Annotated in this window: 21 protein-coding genes; 17 read left to right on the forward strand and 4 right to left on the reverse strand. The window is 62.9% G+C overall.

Annotation, left to right across the window (positions count from 1 at the left end):
• Positions 1-9: 9 nt before the first annotated feature.
• From rho to JOF47_RS04705, 16 genes are all read left to right on the forward strand, one after another.
• Complete coding sequence (gene rho, locus JOF47_RS04630; RefSeq protein WP_209996259.1) at positions 10-2,172, forward strand: transcription termination factor Rho; 2,163 nt, start codon at positions 10-12, stop codon at positions 2,170-2,172.
• A 132-nt stretch (positions 2,173-2,304) separates the two neighbouring features.
• Positions 2,305-3,387: a peptide chain release factor 1 gene (prfA, locus tag JOF47_RS04635; protein WP_209996260.1), complete on the forward strand. Its 1,083-nt coding sequence runs from the start codon at positions 2,305-2,307 to the stop codon at positions 3,385-3,387.
• A 6-nt stretch (positions 3,388-3,393) separates the two neighbouring features.
• Positions 3,394-4,263: a peptide chain release factor N(5)-glutamine methyltransferase gene (gene prmC / locus JOF47_RS04640; RefSeq protein ID WP_209996261.1), complete on the forward strand. Its 870-nt coding sequence runs from the start codon at positions 3,394-3,396 to the stop codon at positions 4,261-4,263.
• Positions 4,264-4,293: 30 nt separating this feature from the next.
• On the forward strand, positions 4,294-5,067 hold the full coding sequence (locus JOF47_RS04645; protein WP_377738186.1) for an L-threonylcarbamoyladenylate synthase: 774 nt from the start codon (positions 4,294-4,296) through the stop codon (positions 5,065-5,067).
• Positions 5,064-6,182, forward strand: a complete 1,119-nt coding sequence (locus tag JOF47_RS04650; RefSeq protein WP_209996263.1) for an MraY family glycosyltransferase — start codon at positions 5,064-5,066, stop codon at positions 6,180-6,182. Before JOF47_RS04645 ends, JOF47_RS04650 begins: the two co-directional genes overlap by 4 nt.
• 162 nt (positions 6,183-6,344) lie before the next feature.
• Positions 6,345-6,845 carry a hypothetical protein gene (locus JOF47_RS04655; protein ID WP_209996264.1) on the forward strand — a complete coding sequence of 167 codons (501 nt, stop codon included), beginning with the start codon at positions 6,345-6,347 and terminating at the stop codon, positions 6,843-6,845.
• The gene (locus JOF47_RS04660; protein ID WP_209996265.1) at positions 6,829-7,062 is read left to right on the forward strand and encodes an AtpZ/AtpI family protein; all 234 of its coding nucleotides are present in this window, start codon (positions 6,829-6,831) and stop codon (positions 7,060-7,062) included. Before JOF47_RS04655 ends, JOF47_RS04660 begins: the two co-directional genes overlap by 17 nt.
• 94 nt (positions 7,063-7,156) lie before the next feature.
• On the forward strand, positions 7,157-7,963 hold the full coding sequence (gene atpB / locus JOF47_RS04665; RefSeq protein ID WP_209996267.1) for a F0F1 ATP synthase subunit A: 807 nt from the start codon (positions 7,157-7,159) through the stop codon (positions 7,961-7,963).
• A gap of 99 nt (positions 7,964-8,062) precedes the next feature.
• Complete coding sequence (locus JOF47_RS04670) at positions 8,063-8,278, forward strand: F0F1 ATP synthase subunit C (protein WP_209996269.1); 216 nt, start codon at positions 8,063-8,065, stop codon at positions 8,276-8,278.
• A gap of 73 nt (positions 8,279-8,351) precedes the next feature.
• Entirely contained in the window at positions 8,352-8,906 is a 555-nt protein-coding gene (locus JOF47_RS04675; protein WP_209996270.1) for a F0F1 ATP synthase subunit B, read from the forward strand.
• Entirely contained in the window at positions 8,906-9,718 is an 813-nt protein-coding gene (locus JOF47_RS04680; protein ID WP_209996271.1) for a F0F1 ATP synthase subunit delta, read from the forward strand. Before JOF47_RS04675 ends, JOF47_RS04680 begins: the two co-directional genes overlap by 1 nt.
• Before the next feature lie 114 nt (positions 9,719-9,832).
• Positions 9,833-11,470, forward strand: coding sequence for a F0F1 ATP synthase subunit alpha (gene atpA / locus JOF47_RS04685; protein ID WP_209996272.1), 1,638 nt, complete (start codon positions 9,833-9,835; stop codon positions 11,468-11,470).
• A gap of 78 nt (positions 11,471-11,548) precedes the next feature.
• Entirely contained in the window at positions 11,549-12,442 is an 894-nt protein-coding gene (locus JOF47_RS04690) for a F0F1 ATP synthase subunit gamma (protein ID WP_209996273.1), read from the forward strand.
• Between the two features lie 58 nt (positions 12,443-12,500).
• Positions 12,501-13,958: a F0F1 ATP synthase subunit beta gene (gene atpD / locus JOF47_RS04695; RefSeq protein WP_209996274.1), complete on the forward strand. Its 1,458-nt coding sequence runs from the start codon at positions 12,501-12,503 to the stop codon at positions 13,956-13,958.
• A gap of 2 nt (positions 13,959-13,960) precedes the next feature.
• The gene (locus JOF47_RS04700) at positions 13,961-14,245 is read left to right on the forward strand and encodes a F0F1 ATP synthase subunit epsilon (RefSeq protein ID WP_209996275.1); all 285 of its coding nucleotides are present in this window, start codon (positions 13,961-13,963) and stop codon (positions 14,243-14,245) included.
• Positions 14,246-14,252: 7 nt separating this feature from the next.
• Positions 14,253-14,690, forward strand: coding sequence for a DUF2550 domain-containing protein (locus JOF47_RS04705; RefSeq protein WP_209996276.1), 438 nt, complete (start codon positions 14,253-14,255; stop codon positions 14,688-14,690).
• Between the two features lie 150 nt (positions 14,691-14,840).
• On the opposite strand, the gene JOF47_RS04710 is transcribed toward JOF47_RS04705, so the two are convergent.
• From JOF47_RS04710 to nucS, 3 genes are all read right to left on the reverse strand, one after another.
• Complete coding sequence (locus JOF47_RS04710) at positions 14,841-15,044, reverse strand: cold-shock protein (RefSeq protein WP_068735141.1); 204 nt, start codon at positions 15,042-15,044, stop codon at positions 14,841-14,843.
• Positions 15,045-15,255: 211 nt separating this feature from the next.
• Positions 15,256-16,491 (reverse strand): N-acetylglucosamine-6-phosphate deacetylase, encoded by a 1,236-nt coding sequence (gene nagA, locus JOF47_RS04715; protein ID WP_209996277.1) that lies wholly within the window; start codon positions 16,489-16,491, stop codon positions 15,256-15,258.
• A 148-nt stretch (positions 16,492-16,639) separates the two neighbouring features.
• Positions 16,640-17,335, reverse strand: a complete 696-nt coding sequence (gene nucS, locus JOF47_RS04720) for an endonuclease NucS (protein WP_209996279.1) — start codon at positions 17,333-17,335, stop codon at positions 16,640-16,642.
• Between the two features lie 90 nt (positions 17,336-17,425).
• On the opposite strand from nucS, the gene JOF47_RS04725 reads away from it, so the two are divergent.
• Entirely contained in the window at positions 17,426-17,776 is a 351-nt protein-coding gene (locus JOF47_RS04725) for a hypothetical protein (RefSeq protein WP_209996280.1), read from the forward strand.
• Between the two features lie 29 nt (positions 17,777-17,805).
• Here the strand turns inward: JOF47_RS04725 and JOF47_RS04730 are convergent, their stop codons facing one another.
• The gene (locus tag JOF47_RS04730; protein WP_342592712.1) at positions 17,806-19,128 is read right to left on the reverse strand and encodes an AI-2E family transporter; all 1,323 of its coding nucleotides are present in this window, start codon (positions 19,126-19,128) and stop codon (positions 17,806-17,808) included.
• Positions 19,129-19,153 lie beyond the last annotated feature (25 nt).

The following is a 19,153-nucleotide window of genomic DNA, read 5'->3' on the forward strand; positions in this document are numbered from 1 at the left end:
GGAACCTTCGTGACCGAAACCACCAGCCTGAATGCAGGCGTGGAAGAAAACAACGCATCCAAGGGCGGCGGACTTGCCGGCCTTAAGCTTGCACAATTGCAGGCGCTTGCGTCCCAGCTGGGTATCACCGGCGGATCCCGGATGCGCAAGAGCGATCTTGTCACCGCGATTTCCAGCCACCAGCGCGGTGGCTCCGTAGCCGACCGCGATGCCAAGGCCAAGGCCAAGGCCGAACCGAAGGTGGAAGCGGCAGCGGAAACCAAGACAGAGGCCAAGGCCCCGGCCAAGCGCACCGCCAAGGCTGCCGCGGAAACCAAGACCGAAGCTCCGGCCGAGGCTTCAGAGGCGCCCGCCTCCGAGGACCGCGTACCGCGCCGCGGCCGCAGCCGTCGTGCCGAATCCACCGGAACCGTGGCCGCTCCGGCCGTGGCAACGGAAACCGCCGAGGTCGCCGAGGCGCCCGCCGCCGAGGAACGCGCACCGCGTCGCAACTCCCGCAACCGCCGCGCCGAGTCCGCTCCCAGCGCGCCCGCAGCCGAAGGCAAGCCTGCGGCGGCAACCGCCGAGACCGCCGAGTCCGCGACCGCCGTTGCAAGCGAGGGCGAGACCGCCGAGGGCACCCACGAGGGCCGCCCGGAGCGAAGCGAGCGCAACGACCGCAACCGCAACCGCCGCGACCGCAACCGCAACCGCCGCGAGAGCAACGTTGAACAGGCCGAATCCGTGGAGGCCCCCGAGGCCGCCGAGGAAAAGGCCGTCGAAAAGCCTGCCGAGAAGGCCGAGGAGCGCGTGCGCGAGTCCGCCGAGGACCGCAACGCCAACCGCCGCGAGCGCAACCGCGAACGCAACGAACGCAACCGCGAGCGCAACCGCGAACGCAACGAGCGTGGCGGCAACGAGCGCGGCAACGACCGTGGCGAACGCAATGAACGTGGCGATCGCAACGACCGCAATGACCGTAACTCCCGCAACCGCCGCAACCGCAACCAGCCGGATGTCGACGACACCGAGATGAACGAGAACGACGTGCTGCTGCCCGTCGCCGGCATCTTGGACGTGCTGGACAACTACGCGTTCATCCGCACCACCGGCTACCTTGCCGGCCCGAACGACGTCTACGTGACCCTGAACCAGGTCAAGAAGTACAACCTGCGCAAGGGCGACGCCGTCGTTGGTGCCATCCGTGCACCGCGCGAGAACGAGAACGCCAACACCCGCGCCAAGTTCAATGCCCTGGTGAAGCTGACGGCCATCAACGGCAAGACCCCGGAAGAGAACGCCAACCGCGTTGACTTCTCCAAGCTGGTCCCGCTGTACCCGAAGGACCGCCTGCGCCTGGAGACCGACCCGAAGCTGGTCGGCCCGCGTGTCATCGACCTGGTTGCCCCGATCGGCAAGGGCCAGCGCGGCCTGATCGTTTCGCCGCCGAAGGCCGGCAAGACGCTGATCCTGCAGTCGATCGCGAACGCCATCACCATCAACAACCCCGAGGTCCACCTCATGATGGTGTTGGTTGACGAGCGTCCCGAAGAAGTCACCGACATGCAGCGCACCGTCAAGGGCGAGGTCATTGCCTCGACCTTCGACCGCCCGGCCGACGACCACACCACCGTCGCCGAGCTCGCCATCGAGCGCGCCAAGCGCCTGGTGGAAATGGGCATGGACGTCGTGGTCCTGCTGGACTCGATGACCCGCCTGGGCCGTGCGTACAACCTGGCGGCCCCGGCCTCCGGACGCATCCTCTCCGGCGGCGTCGATTCCTCGGCGCTGTACCCGCCGAAGCGCTTCTTCGGTGCAGCCCGCAACATCGAAAACGGCGGCTCGCTGACCATCCTGGCCACCGCGCTCGTCGAGACCGGTTCCAAGATGGACGAGGTCATCTTCGAGGAGTTCAAGGGCACCGGCAACATGGAACTCCGCCTGTCCCGCAAGCTCGCGGACAAGCGCATCTTCCCGGCCGTCGATGTCAACGAGTCGGGCACCCGCCGCGAAGAGAACCTGCTGTCCCCGGACGAGGTTCGCATCATGTGGCGCCTGCGCCGCGTGCTCTCGGGCCTCGACACGCAGCAGGCACTGGAAACCCTCACGGGCAAGATCCGCGAGACCTCCTCGAACGCCGAGTTCCTGATGCTCATCAACAAGACCACGCTGGGTTCCAAGAACGACGCCTAGCTACGCCATACGCCCGGTTTTGCCGTGCCCGCTTTTCGCGGGCACGGCGGGATCGGGCGTCGGTCGTTAACACCGAATTCCCCCTTTCGTTCCTTAGAATGGAACCAGTCGTCGTGAAAGAAGTTGAAACCCATGTTTGAGTCCGTCAAGGGACTACTCGATGAGCACGCTGCCCTGCAGGCCCAGCTCTCGGACCCCGCCGTTTACCAGGACCAGGGCCTTGCCCGCAAGCTCGGACGCCGCTCCGCCCAGCTCAACGGCATCGTCGAGGCGCACAAGCGCTGGAAGCAGATGACCGAGGACCTCGAGGCAGCCCGCGAAATGGCCGAGGAAGACCCGGACTTCGCCGACGAGGTCGCCGAGCTCGAGGAGGCCATGCCGGCAGCCGAGGAAAAGCTCCGCCGCCTGCTGATCCCGCGCGACCCCAACGATGCACGCGACGTCATCCTCGAGGTCAAGGGTGGCGAAGGCGGCGACGAGGCCGCGCTGTTCGCGGCGGATCTGCTGCGCATGTACACCCGCTACGCGGAAGCCAAGGGCTGGAAGACCGAGATGATCTCGTTCAACGAGTCGGACCTCGGCGGCTACAAGGACGCCCAGGTTGCCATCAAGGGTAAGTCGAACGACCCGGCTGAGGGCGTGTACGCGCACCTGAAGTTCGAGGGCGGCGTGCACCGAGTGCAGCGCGTGCCGCAGACCGAGTCCCAGGGACGCATCCACACCTCGGCCGCCGGCGTGTTGATCCTTCCCGAGGTCGACGAGCCCGAAGAGGTCGAGATCCACGCGAACGACCTGAAGATCGACGTGTACCGGTCCTCGGGCCCCGGCGGCCAGTCCGTGAACACCACCGACTCCGCGGTGCGCATCACCCACCTTCCCACGGGCATCGTGGTGGCAATGCAGAACGAGAAGTCGCAGCTGCAGAACCGCGAGGCGGGCATGCGCGTGCTGCGTTCGCGCATCCTTGCGCACCAGCAGGCAATCATCGACGCGGAGAACTCCGACATCCGCAAGTCGCAGGTGCGCACCATGGACCGCTCCGAGCGCATCCGCACCTACAACTACCCCGAAAACCGCATCGCCGACCACCGCACAGGGTACAAGGCCTACAACCTTGATGCGGTCATGAACGGCGACCTTGATCCGTTGATCAACTCCTGCATCGAAATGGACGAGCAGCAGCGTCTGGACGCCATCGGCGGGGACAAGGACTAAACAGCCATGTCCGACAAGTGTTTCGGCCAGCCCCTGGCTGAGGTGTTGGCCGAAGCCACGGCAACCCTGGCCGCGGCCGGCGTCCCCTCCCCGGCGGTGGACGCCGAGCTGCTGGCCGCCCACGTGCTGAACACCAGCCGCGGGCGGCTCAAGAGCCTGCAGATGATGGGGGAGTCCTTCTCCGTCGCGGACGATGCCGCCTATGGCCGACTGGTGGCGCGGCGGGCAACCCGCGTCCCGCTGCAGCACCTCACCGGCGTCGCCTACTTCAGGTACCTGGAGCTCGCGGTGGGCCCCGGGGTGTTTGTGCCGCGTCCGGAGACGGAGACCGTGGTGCAGATCGCCGTCGACTTCGCCCGGGAACTGCCGGCCCCGCGCCTGGTAGACCTGGGCACGGGTTCCGGCGCCATCGCCGGTTCGCTGGCCCACGAGCTGGCCGGCGCCGAGGTGCACGCGGTCGAACTTTCCGACCTCGCCTTCCCCTATGCACAACGCAACCTTGCCCCGTTGGGGGTGCACCTCATCCAGGGCGACATGCGGGACGCGTTTGCGGAACTGGACGGCACCTGCGACGTGGTGGTCTCCAACCCCCCGTACATCCCGGCCAACGCCGTTCCGCGCGAGCCCGAGGCCCGGGAGCATGACCCGCAGATGGCACTCTACGGCGGAGGCGACGACGGCATGGTCATGCCGCGTGCCGCCGAGCGCTCCGCGGCAAGGCTGCTGCGCCCCGGCGGGCTGTTCGTGATGGAGCACGCGGAGGTCCAGGCACCCCAAATGGCCGCCCTGTTTGAGGAGGGCGGCGTCTGGAGCAACATCCAGACGCACCGCGATCTGACCGGCCGCGATCGCTCGACCAGCGGAATCCGCCGCTAGCAGGACCCTACACATGGAAGAATGGACCGCGTGACTTCACGTTTTGACGCCCTAGATAGCCAGCAACGCGATGCCGGACTGGCGGCCGCGCAAACCGCGCTCTCCGCGCAGCGTTGCATTGTGATGCCCACGGACACCGTCTACGGCATCGCCGCCGACGCATTTTCCGCCCAGGCGGTGTCCACATTGCTGGCTTGCAAGGGCAGGGGACGGAACATGCCGCCTCCGGTCCTGATTCCCGCGATCCAGACCATGGACGGGCTTGCCGTCGATGTGCCGGAGGACGCCCGGGCGCTTGCCGAGGAATTCTGGCCCGGCGCACTCACCCTGATCCTGCAGGCCCAGCCGTCGCTGACCTGGGACCTGGGGGAGACCCGCGGAACCGTGGCGTTGCGGGTTCCCGACGACGAGGTGGCCCGCGACCTGCTGGCAGTCACCGGCCCGCTGGCCGTGTCCTCGGCCAACCGCACTGGCCATCCCGCCGCGGCCACCGCGGCCGAGGCCTTCGAGCAGCTTGGCGAATCAGTCGACGTCTACCTCGAGGCGGGGCCGCGCCCCGTCAGCGGCGAAGCCCTGAGCTCCACCATCATCGACTGCACCCTGAACCCGCCGCGCGTGGTTCGCGAGGGCGCGCTCGGCCTGGAAGCATTGCGCGTGGTCGTTCCCGGCCTGCTGGGCCTGGGCGAAGTGCCTCCGGCGGAGACCCCCGACGACAGCGCCGAAGCCGACGCAGCCCCCGAATCCGACGCGCCTGAAGATACCGGGGAAACCCGCGGGGCAATGGAGTCGACCACCGACTCATGAGAACTTATCTCCTGCTGATCGGGGTCGCGTTCATAACCTCATACTTGCTGACGCCGGTGCTGCGCGCCGTCGGCGCCCGGTTCCTGCCCGAGGATTCGGTGCGCAAGCGTGACATGCACAAGCGTCCGACGCCCAAGCTCGGCGGCGTGGCAATAATCGGCGCGATCTACCTCGGTCTCGCGATGGCCAGCCGGATCCCATTTCTGGACGGAGTGTTCAGGAACACCGAACCGGTCCAGGGCGTGGCCATCGCGCTGGCCGTGGTGCTGGTCATGGGGGTCCTCGACGACCTGATGGACCTGAAATGGTGGATCAAGCTGATCGGGCAGATATCCATCGGCCTGATCATCGCCAGCCACGGGATCGTCATCAAGGCGCTGCCCGTCGGATCGGTGCATTTCGATTCACAAGTGGCGCGAGTGGCGGTCACGATCCTCCTGATCGTCTTGATCATGAATGCCATCAATTTCATGGACGGCCTCGATGGGCTGGCCGCCGGGGTTTCCGCAATTGGCGCGGCAACGTTCTTCATCTACAGCTACTACCTTGCGACGCGCGTGGACGCCGAGGACTACTCAAACTTCTCCGCACTACTGTGCGCGATACTCCTGGGCGCCACGCTCGGATTCCTGCCGCACAACTTCAACCCGGCCTCCATCTTCATGGGGGAGAGTGGTGTGTTGGCGATCGGGTTGCTGCTTGCCGTTTCCTCAATCGCTGTCACGGGCGACGTGCTGGGGGAGGACGCTTTCCGATTCCGCAACGTGCCTGCCTACATGCCGGTCATCCTCCCCGCAGCGGTGATCATGCTCCCGCTCTTGGACCTGGGGCTATCCGTCATCCGGCGCATGTCCCGGGGGCAGTCGCCGTTCCACGCCGACCAGGGGCACATGCACCACCGCATGGTCCAGGGCGGGCACAGCGAGCAGACCACGGTCATCCTGATGTATCTGTGGGCGGCGCTGTGTGCCTCCGGGGTGATGGCTTTCTCGCTGGGGAACCGGCGAATCGTTGTTCCCGTTTATGTTGCGGCAATTGTTTTTGTGGGATTGGCCACGTGGTGGCCGAAGATCCGGGAAGGCTACACGCAGCTGAAGGCCGATCGCGAGAAGTAGCCGGTGCGGCGATCGGGCAGGGGAGGAACCCCCAAGTCGAGCAGTCGTTCTATCTCGTGTAGAATTCAATGAGGCTTCCACTGGAGGTCAATCCCCATCAAACTCCTTGTTGCGCAGATACCCTGTGCCAGGGGCCGCTGTATACAAGGGAATAGGATGCAGATGATCAAGCCGGTTCGCGGCTCGAAAGCCAACGGTGCGCTTGCCGCGTCGTCGGCTCCGCGTTCCCCTTGGGCGGGCATCCTGAAGACCTGCACCGCCTACACGATCAGTGTCGGCGCTGCCGTTTCCCTGGTGCTTTGGCCGATTCTTGGCGCAGACATGGCTGGTTCCATTGGGTTTGCCGTGGGTCTGGTTATCATCTTCTTTGGCGTCAGCCTGCTCATCGCCGAACTGGTTGGCCGATATCGCAGCAGCTGGGCCTTGCCGGCCTTCTTGTTCACCTATGTGCTCAAGATCTTCGGCATGGGTTTCCTAGTGCTCTTTTCCGGGCTTCCCGACTGGGTTAACCGTCCCGCATTCATGTGGGGGGCCATCGGTTCCTTGGTCCTTTGGCAAATTGGTGAGATCCGCGCCTTCTCCAAGGCCCGCCTCCCCATCTTTGCCGACGAGGAGCCGACCCCGCCCGGAAGTGGGGAGGACCAGCATGGAAGCCCACGCTAAGCACCCCGATGAAATGCCTCATGAACGCCCGGTGCGTGAATTCATCAACTACATCGTTGGCGGGCTCATCGCTTGGGGTTTGATAGGCTGGGGTCTGGATCTTTTACTGGACACCCGATGGATACTCTTCGTTGGTGCGCTGCTTGGTGCCACCGCGGGATACTTCTTGGCTAGCCATCATCAACGGCACCGACGCCGCGAAGACAGTACCGAGTAATGAGATCGACCACCAGAACTTCACACGGTGAGCGGTGCCCTGCGCCGAGTCACCAACTTTGCCCCATGACCGAAACTGCAGAGAGGACAGCGCGTTGACCGCGTTTGCGCTTCCGACGGCCACAGAACCATATGTCCCGCCGACAATTTCCGACACCCACCTTCCCGAGGTGTTTCCTTGGCTAGCCGAGTACGGGACCGGTTTCGGCAAGCAGATGATCATGATCATCCTTTCGATCATCTTGATCGTGTGGTTCTTCAAGTCCGCAATTAAGAACCCGAAGTTGGTTCCAGGCAAGGCTCAGTTCCTTGCAGAGAGCGCCTACGGATTTGTTCGCAACTCCGTGGGCCGCGACATCATCGGCGAAAAGAACTTCCGCCCCTGGGTGCCGCTGCTTTTCGCAACCTTCTTCTTCGTCCTGCTGAACAACCTCTTCGGCGCGATTCCGTTCCTTCAGATCCCATCGTTCTCGCACGCTGGTTCGGCGTACGCCATGGCGATCATCATCTACGGCACCTGGATTGCCGTCGGCGTGAAGAACCACGGTATCCGCTACTTCAAGCTCGCAGTCGTTCCTTCCGGCGTGCCGGGCTGGATCTTGCCGCTGATGGTGCCGTTGGAAATCATCTCCAACTTCATCGTTCGCCCGCTGACCCACTCGCTGCGTTTGATGGCCACCATGCTGGCCGGCCACATGATCGTGATGCTCGCCGCCACCGGCGCCCGTTACCTGATCATGGTCCAGGATTCGCTGGCAATGAACGCCGTTGGCGTTGCGGTAATCGCCGGCTCCGTAGCGATGTACTTCCTTGAACTCTTGATCATGGTCCTGCAGGCCTTCGTATTCACCCTGCTGACCGCCATCTACATCCAGGGTGCCCTGGATGCAGACGCCCACTAAACATTCGGGCTCGCACTAAACCAACACAAAGCTTTCCCCTTCAACAGGGAATGACCTCACAACCTGCCGACAAAGTGTCGGTATCTTGAAAGGAACGAAATGGAACTCCACGGCTCCCTCAACATGATCGGCTACGGCCTGGCTGCTATCGGTTCGGCCATCGGCGTGGGCATGATCTTCGCTGCCTACATCAACGGTGTGGCTCGTCAGCCGGAAGCACAGCGCATCCTTCAGCCAATCGCCATGCTGGGCTTCGCCCTTGCAGAAGCACTGGCAATCCTGGGCTTGGTCTTCGCCTTCGTCATCGGCGCTTAGTTTCTTTGGTGGTGGCCCTGCCACTATCGCAGGGCTATTGCAATTGGAACCTAAGAGATAAGGAAGAGTGAGAATGATCAGCAACGAATTGATCCTCGCTGCAGGTGAGGGTGCCAACCCTCTGCTTCCGAACCCGTGGGAAATTCTTGTCACTGCTGCAGGCTTCGCTGTCCTGTTGTTCATCGTGGTCAAGTACATTGCCCCGGCATTCGAGAAGTCCTACCAGGACCGCGTTACGGCCATCGAAGGTGGACTTGAGAAGGCTGAAGCCGCACAGGCAGAAGCCAACGCCACCCTTGAGCAGTACAAGGCCCAGCTGCTGGAAGCACGCACCGAAGCCAACCGCATCCGTGAGGACGCGCGCGAAGAAGGTGCCCAGATCCTGGCTGAGCTGAAGACCAAGGCCTCCGAGGAGTCCGCTCGCATCACTGAGCAGGCCCACCGTCAGATCGAAGCCGAGCGCGTTGCAGCAGTTACCTCGCTGCGCGCCGAGGTCGGAACCCTGGCAACTTCGCTGGCCAGCAAGATCGTCGACGACGCTCTTGAGAACGACGAGCGCGCAGCTCGCGTGGTCGATAAGTTCCTGGCAGATCTGGAAAACCAGCAGAACGCAGGTGCATCGAACTAATGGCAGGTGTATCGAGCGAGTCACTCGCCGCGGCGCTGGCGTCGTTGGAAACCAAGCTTGCACACGCGTCCTTGGAATTGTCGACAGAGCTGTTCGGTGCCCTTCGGGTCATCGACGGCGATGCAGGCCTGCGTCGCGCACTGACTGATCCCGCCCGTGGGGCTTCGGACAAGGCGGGGCTTGTAGCCCAGCTGTTGCGCGGAAAGGTTTCGGCCGACGCCGAGGCCACCGTCGCTGGTCTTGCCACTTCGCGCTGGAGCTCGGCACGAGACATTGGCGATGCATTGGAGATCGTGGCAGCTAACGCTGCAATCATGGTCGCCGAACGTCAGGGCGGTTCCGCTGGCTTGGAGAGGCTCGAAGAAGACCTCTTCGCGTTCATCCGTGTTGTTGGGTCCAGTCATGATCTGCAGCGTGCACTTGATGATGCTCAGGCAACGACGGAAGCGAAATGCGCCTTGGCGCTGAAGCTTGTCCCGACTGCCAGTGAAGCATCGGCACTGCTGATCCGCCAGGCCGTCGCTTCGCCGCGTGGGCTCAAGCCCGTCGCACTTCTGGAGCGCTTCGTGGAATTGGTGGCTAAGCGTCAGGATCGCTGGATTGCCCAGGTAAGCGTCACTCGTGACCTCACCGCCGAGCAGTTCGCGCGCCTGCAGGCAGGCCTGAATAACCTTTACGGTCGAGACTTGAAAATCAATGTCAACATCGACCCGGAACTAGTCGGCGGCATCCGCGTGAAGGTGGGCGATGAAGTGGTAGACGCTTCCATCGCAACCCGCGTGTCGGATCTTCGCCGCCGGTTGGCAGGCTAGGTAGACCCCCTTCAGGGGTCTACCTGCCAGCCAGTCACCATAGACTGAATCAATTTTCGGTTACCGCACACGATTGATCGCGGTAATCACAACTTAGGAGAGCAGGGACTGCAGATGGCCGATTTGACCATCAACGCCGACGACGTCCGCAATGCCTTGAATGAGTTCGCAGCGTCCTACGAACCGGGCAAAGCTGAGCGCACCGAGGTCGGCCGCGTAACCACGGCAAGTGACGGTATCGCCAAGGTGGAGGGTCTTCCCTCCGTCATGGCAAATGAGCTGCTTCGCTTCGAAGACGGCACCCTGGGCCTGGCCCAGAACCTTGACACCCGCGAGATCGGTGTCGTCGTCTTGGGCGACTTCACCGGCATCGCCGAAGGCCAGCGCGTAGAGCGCACCGGCGAGATCCTCTCGGTACCAGTGGGCGACGCCTTCCTGGGACGCGTGGTTGACCCGCTGGGCGAGCCTATCGATGACCTGGGACCGATCGCGTCCACCGGACGTCGCGTACTGGAAGCTCAGGCTCCAGGCGTCACCGAGCGCAAGTCGGTTCACGAACCGCTGCAGACCGGCATGAAGGCCATCGACGCGATGATCCCGATCGGCCGTGGCCAGCGTCAGCTGATCATTGGCGACCGTCAGACCGGCAAGACCGCTCTGGCCGTGGATGCCATCATCAACCAGAAGGCCAACTGGGCTTCGGGCGACACCAACAAGCAGGTCCGCTGCATCTACGTGGCAATTGGTCAGAAGGCTTCGACCATTGCCGCAGTGCGCCAGACCCTTGAAGACCACGGAGCACTGGAATACACCACGATCGTTGCCTCCCCGGCATCCGATCCGGCTGGCTTCAAGTACCTGGCACCGTACGCCGGTTCGGCCATTGGCCAGCAGTGGATGTACGACGGCAAGCACGTTCTGATCGTCTTCGATGATCTGTCCAAGCAGGCCGAAGCCTACCGCGCCGTTTCCCTGTTGCTGCGCCGTCCGCCAGGACGCGAAGCTTACCCGGGCGACGTGTTCTACTTGCACTCCCGCTTGCTTGAGCGTTGTGCAAAGCTCTCCGACGAACTCGGTGCGGGCTCGATGACCGGTCTTCCGATCATCGAAACCAAGGCAAACGACGTATCGGCGTTCATCCCGACCAACGTCATTTCCATCACCGATGGCCAGATCTTCTTGCAGTCGGACCTCTTCAACGCCAACCAGCGTCCGGCAGTCGACGTGGGCGTTTCGGTGTCCCGTGTTGGTGGCTCGGCGCAGATCAAGGCCATGAAGAAGGTTGCCGGTACGTTGAAGCTTGAATTGGCTCAGTACCGCGACATGCAGGCCTTCGCCATGTTCGCCTCGGACCTCGATGCCGCTTCCAAGCAGCAGCTGACCCGTGGTGCACGCCTGATGGAACTGCTCAAGCAGGGACAGTACGCACCGTTCGCGGTCGAGGATCAGGTTGTCTCCGTGTGGGCCGGTACCAACGGCTACCTGGACGATGTCCCGGTTGAAGACGTTCGCCGCTTCGAGACCGACTTCCTGGCTCACTTGCGTCACCGCACCAACGTGCTGACCGTGATCGCCGAGACCGGCAAGCTCGAAGATGAGACCGTTGAATCGCTCAAGTCGAACATTGCCGATTTCAAGGCCGGCTTCTTCGGTGAAGGCGACGACAAGCTTGTCGCCGCTGGCCACGAAGAATTCGACGCCTTGGCCGAGGGATCCGTCGACCAGGAAAAGATCGTCAAGCAAAAGCGCTGACATCGCCTTTGAGTAAGGGTTGCCGCGCCACCTTGCGCGGCGCGGCAACCCCTACAAAGGGATAAGGAAAGGACAAACATGGGAGCCCAGATCCGGGTCTACCGCCAGAAGATTGCATCGACGACGTCGATGGGCAAGATCTTCAAGGCGATGGAACTGATCGCTACTTCCCGTATTGGCAAGGCACGTGCGCGTGTCTCGGCATCGCTGCCGTACGCCAATGCGATTACCCGTGCTGTTACTGCCGTCGCGTCACAGTCCGAGATCGATCACCCACTGACCACCGAGCCGGAGTCAATCCGTCGCGCGGCAGTCTTGGTAATGACCTCGGACCGCGGGCTCGCCGGGTCCTACTCCGCCAGCGTCTTGAAGCAGGCAGAGCACCTCGTTGAATTGCTCCATGAAGAAGGCAAGGACGTCAAGACCTACTTGGTCGGCCGCAAGGCTCAGGCGTACTTTGAATTCCGCGGACGCGAATACGCGAAGGTGTGGACCGGTGGAACCGACGCCCCGGAGTTTGAAACCGCACGCGAACTGCGCGAGGTCCTGCTCAAGGACTTCGCCGACGAATTTGAAGTGGGCGGCGTGGATGAAATCCACGTTGTATTCACCCAGTTCAAGTCCATGGTCGTTCAGGAACCGACGGTCATTCGTTTGCTGCCGCTCGAGGTCGTCGAGGAGGAGTCCGAGACTCCTGCCGATGAACTGTTGCCGCTCTACGAATACGAGCCGGAACCGGAGCAGGTGCTTGACGCACTGCTTCCGCGTTACATCGAGTCGCGCATCTTCAATGCAATGTTGCAGGCAGCAGCTTCCGAGCTTGCCGCACGCCAGCGTGCCATGAAGACCGCCGGTGACAACGCCAAGGAACTGATCAAGAAGTACACGCGTCTTCGTAACAACGCCCGCCAGGCCGAGGTTACCCAGGAACTCTCCGAAATCGTTGCCGGCGCTGACGCGCTGAACGGCTAACCGAGATCTTCCCAAACACTTACATCCACGCCATCTACACAAATGAAGTGAGAGAGAGATGACTGCCCAACTTAACGAGCAGGGTACCGCTGCCACGACCGGTGCAACCGGCCGTATCGCACGCGTTATCGGCCCGGTTGTCGACGTCGAATTCCCCGCCGACTCCCTGCCTGCCATTTACAACGCTCTTTCCGCTGAGATCACCCTCAACGGCGAGACCAAGACCATCACCTTCGAAACCAGCCAGCACCTCGGTGACTCAATGGTTCGTGCGATCGCCCTGCAGGCCACCGACGGACTTGTCCGCGGTACCTCGGTGCTCGACTCGGGTGCCCCGATCTCCGTGCCAGTAGGCGACGGCGTCAAGGGTCACATCTTCAACGTCCTGGGCGAGCCCCTGGACGTTCCTGCCTCGGAAATCCAGGTTTCCGAGCGCTGGCCGATCCACCGCAAGCCTCCGGCATTCGCGAGCCTCGAAGGCTCGACCGAAATGCTGGAAACCGGCATCAAGTCGATCGACCTTTTGACCCCTTACATCAAGGGTGGCAAGATCGGCCTGTTCGGTGGCGCCGGTGTTGGTAAGACCGTGCTGATCCAGGAAATGATCACCCGTGTTGCACGTAACTTCGGTGGTACCTCGGTATTCGCCGGTGTTGGCGAGCGCACCCGTGAAGGTAACGACCTCTGGGTCGAAATGGAAGAAGCCAATGTTCTGAAGGACACCGCCTTGGTGTTCGGCCAGATGGATGAGCCGCCAGGAACGCGTTTGCGCGTGGCACTGTCCGCTCTGACCATGGCGGAGTACTTCCGCGATGTCCAGAACCAGGACGTTCTGCTCTTCATCGACAACATCTTCCGCTTCACCCAGGCCGGTTCCGAGGTGTCGACCCTTCTGGGCCGCATGCCTTCGGCCGTGGGTTACCAGCCGAACCTGGCCGACGAGATGGGTCTCCTCCAGGAGCGCATCACCTCGACCAAGGGCCACTCGATCACGTCGATGCAGGCCGTTTACGTGCCTGCGGATGACTACACCGACCCGGCTCCGGCAGCGACCTTCGCCCACTTGGACGCGACCACGGAACTTTCCCGTGAAATCGCTTCCCGTGGTCTGTACCCCGCCATCGATCCGCTGACCTCCACGTCGCGAATCCTTGACCCGCAGTACGTCGGTCACGACCACTACAACACCGCCGTGCGCGTCAAGCAGATCCTTCAGAAGAACAAGGAACTGCAGGACATCATCGCCATCCTCGGTGTCGACGAACTGTCCGAAGAAGACAAGATCGTTGTCTCGCGTGCACGTCGCATCCAGCAGTTCCTGTCGCAGAACACCTACACTGCAAAGCAGTTCACCGGTGTCGAGGGCTCGACGGTTTCCATCAAGGACACCATCGAAGGCTTCAACGCGATCTGCAACGGCGATGTCGACCACATCGCAGAGCAGGCATTCTTCAACATTGGCGGCATGGACGATGTCGAGCGCCAGTGGGCCAAGATCCAGGAATCGACCAAGTAATCATGGCCGAACTCCAAGTCGAAATTGTTGCTGCCGACCACTTCGTGTGGTCCGGCGCGGCAAAACTGGTCAAGGGACGTTCCAGCGAAGGCGAGATCGGGATCCTTCCCGACCACGCGCCGATGTTGGCCGTGCTAGCTGCCGGTGATCTGGAAATCGTCCCGGTTTCCGGTCCCCGGTTCACGGTCCAGGTTGACGGCGGGTTCTTCTCCGTTGATGCCAACCGCGTTGTGATCGTTGCCGATAACGCCGTCATGGCCGAATCTGCCCCGGCGGGAACTCGATAGTCCTGCCTTGAACGAACTCGGCATTCCTGTACTCATCGTTCTGGCAGCCTTGCTGCTGGTGGTGATGTTCTTGGGCGCCATGGGAGTGCGCCGTATTCAATTACGGCGCACTCTTGGCACATTCGACGCTTCGATCTCCACGGCCCCCGGGAAGTGGATGATGGTTGTCGCTCGTTATGGAGCCGGAGAGCTTGAGTTTCTCAAGCTCTTTTCCGTCTCCCCGATTGCGGTGCACAAGTTTTTGCGAAGTTCCATCGAACTCAATGGATGGCGAAAGCCCGCAGAAGAGGAAAAGCACCTGGTACAGCCTGGTAGCGTCATCGTGATGGTGACCTACGAAGGCCGAGAAATATTGATTGCCATGGACTACGGGACCTATAACGGTCTCTCGGCCTGGCTGGAGGCCGGCCCCGTTGCGGGCGTCGGCACCTGGCGGCAAGACTAAACGCAGTAAAGCAGTGGGGCGGGATGATAAACATCATCCCGCCCCACTGCTTTAACTATTCTTCGGCCCGGGCCGCGCTGGCACCCTTGGCCAGCGTGTGAAACGCCGGGGTGTTGCAACGGCCCGAGGGTTCAAAGAGGTTGTGAAGTCCTAGAGACCGACAACGCCGGTTGCCTGAGGACCCTTGGCACCCTGGCCAACTTCGAATTCCACGCGCTGGTTTTCTTCCAGCGTACGGAAGCCATTGGTCTGGATCTCCGAGTAGTGAACGAAAACGTCAGCCTCGGCGCCATCCGGAGTGATAAAGCCAAATCCCTTTTCGGCGTTAAACCACTTCACGGTTCCCTGAGCCATGTATTTCTCCTCATTTAGTGCGAAAAACCGACCGGCGCACCGTGCGCCGGTCGTGATTGGTACAGAAGTGAGAAGAACACTGACGTGGATTGAACCGCATCAGTCGCTTCACACCCGCAACCTAGCTTTGGCGGGTATGACTAACCAACACAAAGACTGAGTCCAGCATCACATAGGCATGTGATCTGGGTCAACACCTTTGGTATTGGTGCTAAACAGAAACTTCATAAATTGTTTCACCGTTGCGGATGACCTGCATCAGGTTGAGATTCTCATCCAGCAAGAGCAGGTCGGCGACGAATCCCTGGTGGAGCTGCCCCGCCTCGTCGACCAGCCCAAGCACCTCGGCCGGGACCTTGGTGGCGGAGGTCAGGGCCTCGGAAAGCGGGACCCCTCCGGCAACGGTAGAACGAAGGACATCGAGCATGGTTGCAGTGCCTCCGGCCAGCGAGCCGTTGGAGGCCAGGCGTGCCTCGCCGTTGGCAACGGTCACCTGTGCCGGGCCCAGTGCATAGTCCCCGTCGACCAGGCCGGCTGCGGCCATGGAGTCGGTGACGAGCGCGATCGAGTCTGCGCCGACCAGGTTGAACACGGTGCGCACCGTCACGGGGTCGAGGTGCACGCCGTCGGCGATGAGCTCGACGATGATCTTGTCTGCCGCGGCAAGTTCCAGGCAAGCGGCAACCGGGCCGGGGGAGCGGTGGTGCAGCGACGGCATGCCGTTGAACAGGTGTGTCACGGTGGGGCGTTCGGTGAATCCGTCGACCCCGGCGCTGCCAAGCTCCTCCCGGGCAAGTTCCAGCGAACTTGTGACCGCGGTGGCATCGGCATCGGTGTGGCCCAGGGAGGGCACGACGCCCTGGGAGACCAGCTGCTCGAGCAACGCGTCCGAGCCCTGGCGTTCCGGGGCGTAGGTCATGGTGCGCAGTTGCCCGGCCGCAGCCTCGATCAATGCATCGACGAAAGCGGGTTCCGGATCTGACAGGAAGGCCGGGTCCTGCGCGCCGCAGCGGACGTCCGAGAGATACGGGCCTTCGGCATGGATGCCGGCAATGTCTCCGCGCTCTGCGAACTCGGCGAGCACCCTGGCGGAGGTGAGCATGTCGTCGCGGTCCGCCGTGACAAGGGATGCCAGCAGCGTGGTGGTCCCGGCGCGGTGCAGGAAGTCGATGGCCTTGCCGATGGCCTGCGCGTCTCCGGACGGGAAGTCCCCGCCCACGGCGCCGTGGCAGTGCAAGTCGATCAGGCCCGGGGTGATGATGGTTCCCTCCGGGGTCGTTAGCAGTTCAAAGCTCTCGGCCTCCTCGAGGAAGGCAAACTCCGTTGCGTTCCCGGCAAAGGCGATGCGGTTGCCGTCGACTGCAACGATGCCGTCGGTGATTTCGGTTCCGTGCGAGAGAAGGCGTCCGGTGAGCGCGTAGCGGGCCGGGGAGGCTGATGGAGTCATGACCCCATTCTAGGTGTGCGTGCCCGGCTGGCCACGGATTGACGTCAGCAAATGGCTGCGCGCCAATCGGTGCCGCGGTGCCGGCGCCTACGACGAAGGGTTGCAGTTCTCCGCTGGAGAGCTGCAACCCTTCGGTTCGTGAACGCGTCTAGAAAAGCCGTGCGGCGCTGTCATCGACTCCGCGCATGGCGTCGTAGTCCAGCACGAGGCAATCGATGCCGCGGTCGGTGGCCAGCGTGCGAGCCTGAGGCTTGATCTTCTGCGCGGCAAATACCCCCCGCACCGGCTTGAGCAACGGGTCGCGGTTGAGCAGTTCCAGGTACCGGGTCAGCTGCTCTACGCCGTCGATGTCGCCAACGCGCTTGAGCTCGATGGCGACGGTGGAGCCCCCGGCATCGCGGGCCAGGATGTCCACCGGGCCGATCGCCGTCATGTATTCGCGGCGGATCAGGGTGAACCCTGCGCCGACGGTCTCGATCTGGTCGGCCAGCAGGCGCTGCAGGTCGGATTCGACGCCGTCCTTGATCAGGCCCGGGTCGGTGCCGAGGTTGTGCTCGGTGTCGTGGATGATTTCCTTGATGTGGACCACCAAGCGGTCATCGGACTTCTGGTGGGCGACGTGCCAGAGCTCGACGTCGCCCTCGGCGGCCTGCTCCTCGTCCGGTTCCACGATCCGCATGACGGCGGGCGGGCTCATCCAGTTCAGCGGCTTGTAGCTGCCGCCGTCCGAATGGACCAGGACCGAGCCGTCGGCCTTCACCATCAACAGGCGGGTCGCCAGGGGGAGGTGGGCACGCAAACGGCCCTCATAATCAACTGAACACTTGGCAATCACTAAACGCACACCGTGCACTCTACCGGGTTTCGGGCCCCGGCAATGGCCAAGAGTGGGCAGCGGCACAGGCGCCGCTGAGACTTGGGGGAGAATTGACATATGGCCCGCTCGAATCGCCCCCGACGTTCAACCGCCCCCGCACCGCGTGGGGGACGGTCCAACAAATGGACCCGCCCGGAACTCGGAAGCGACGAGCCCTGGCTGGAGAAGGCCCGCTACGGCGTGCAGCGCCTGCAGGACGCGCCGGACGGGCAGTGGCACGTGCGCAAGATTTCGGCCACGGGGGCCGCCAAGACCTACAAGTGCCCGGGCTGCGACCAATTCATCAAGCCAGGAATCGAACACGTCGTGGCATGGCGCGCAGACCACTGGTCCGGTGACGACGCCTCTGCCGCCGCCCGCAGGCACTGGCATTCCAAGTGCTGGGACTCCCGTTCCTACAAGTACTAGCCGGTACTAGCCGGCGCCACCTGCTGCGGCTAGCGGTGGTCCTGACGGGCGATGAAGACCTCGCGCAGCAGCAACATGGCGGCGGCGGCCGTGGGAATGGCCATCAAAGCCCCGGCCACGCCCATGAGGGTGCCGCCGGCGATCACGGAGATGACGGCCACCGCACCGGGCACGGAGACGGCCTTCTGCATGATTCTCGGGGAGATGAAGTAGGCCTCGAGCTGCAGGTAGCCGAAGTAGCAAATCGCGTAGACGGCCGCGGTCTGCCATCCCAGGGTCAGCGAGATCAGCGACACCAGGATGCCGGCAATTGCCGCGCCGACCATCGGGATGAACGCCAGGATGGCGACCATCAGGGTGAGCAGGGCGGCGAACGGGACGTTGAGGATGCTCATGAGGATCAGCGCGACCGTGGCGTTCAGCACCGCGACAACGGCCTGGCCCATGACGTAGTTGCCGACCGAGCGGGTGATGGTGTTGCCAAGCTTCTCGGTCCTGGCCCGCTTGGAGCGCGGGGCAAGCCTGTAGCAGAAGGCCATGAACGCCGGAAGCGAGGCGAGGAAGTAGATCGCCAACACCAGCACAATGAAGACGCCGAACAGGCCCTGCGCCACCACGCTGCCGACACCCAGGACGCCGCCGAAGATTCCGCCCACGGCACCGGTGTCGGTGAAGAACTTGCCGATTTCCTGGCTGATGCGGTCGGAGACCTGGTATTGCCGGTCCAGGGAAACGAAGAATTCCGACTTCAGGAAATCGTCGACGATGCTCGGGGCCCGTTCGATGAACTGTGCCGTCTGGGTCACGATCGTCGGGATGATGATGCCGATGAATCCTCCGGCGACTCCCAGAAGCAAGGCCATGGTGATCAAGACGGCGGCGATGCGTGAAAGGCCCCTGCCCACAAAGTAGCGCACCACCGGATCCAGGCCCAGCGCGATGAACAGGGCGATGGATATCCAAATCATCAGTGAACCCACGTTGGTGAGCAGGAAGAATCCAAGCAATGCGAGCCCGACACCGACGGTAAAGAGGAATCCGAAGGCCACCGGGTGCGACCGGGAACCGTTGAGGGTTTCGGGCTCTGGTTCCCCGAGCTCGTGTCCGGGATCCGGAGGGAACCCGAAATTCTCCGGAGGCTTGATGCGCGAATCCAAGGTGTGTTGTGCCCGGCCGATCACGCGACGCCACCACGGTGCCGTCGATGCTGCGCCATCTCCCGCTTGGGTGCCGGACTGCGTCGGGTTATCCGTGAGTTTCCCGGGAATCTCGGGGGTCGCGTCGGTGGAGTCGTTTGGGCCGTTGGGGGGCACTGCCGGTCCTTTTGCTTCGTCCCCATCATGAGTAGTCACAGCCCGAGCCTAGTACCTTTTGCGC

The organism is Paeniglutamicibacter kerguelensis (assembly GCF_017876535.1).
GTDB classification, from domain to species: Bacteria; Actinomycetota; Actinomycetes; order Actinomycetales; family Micrococcaceae; genus Paeniglutamicibacter; species Paeniglutamicibacter kerguelensis.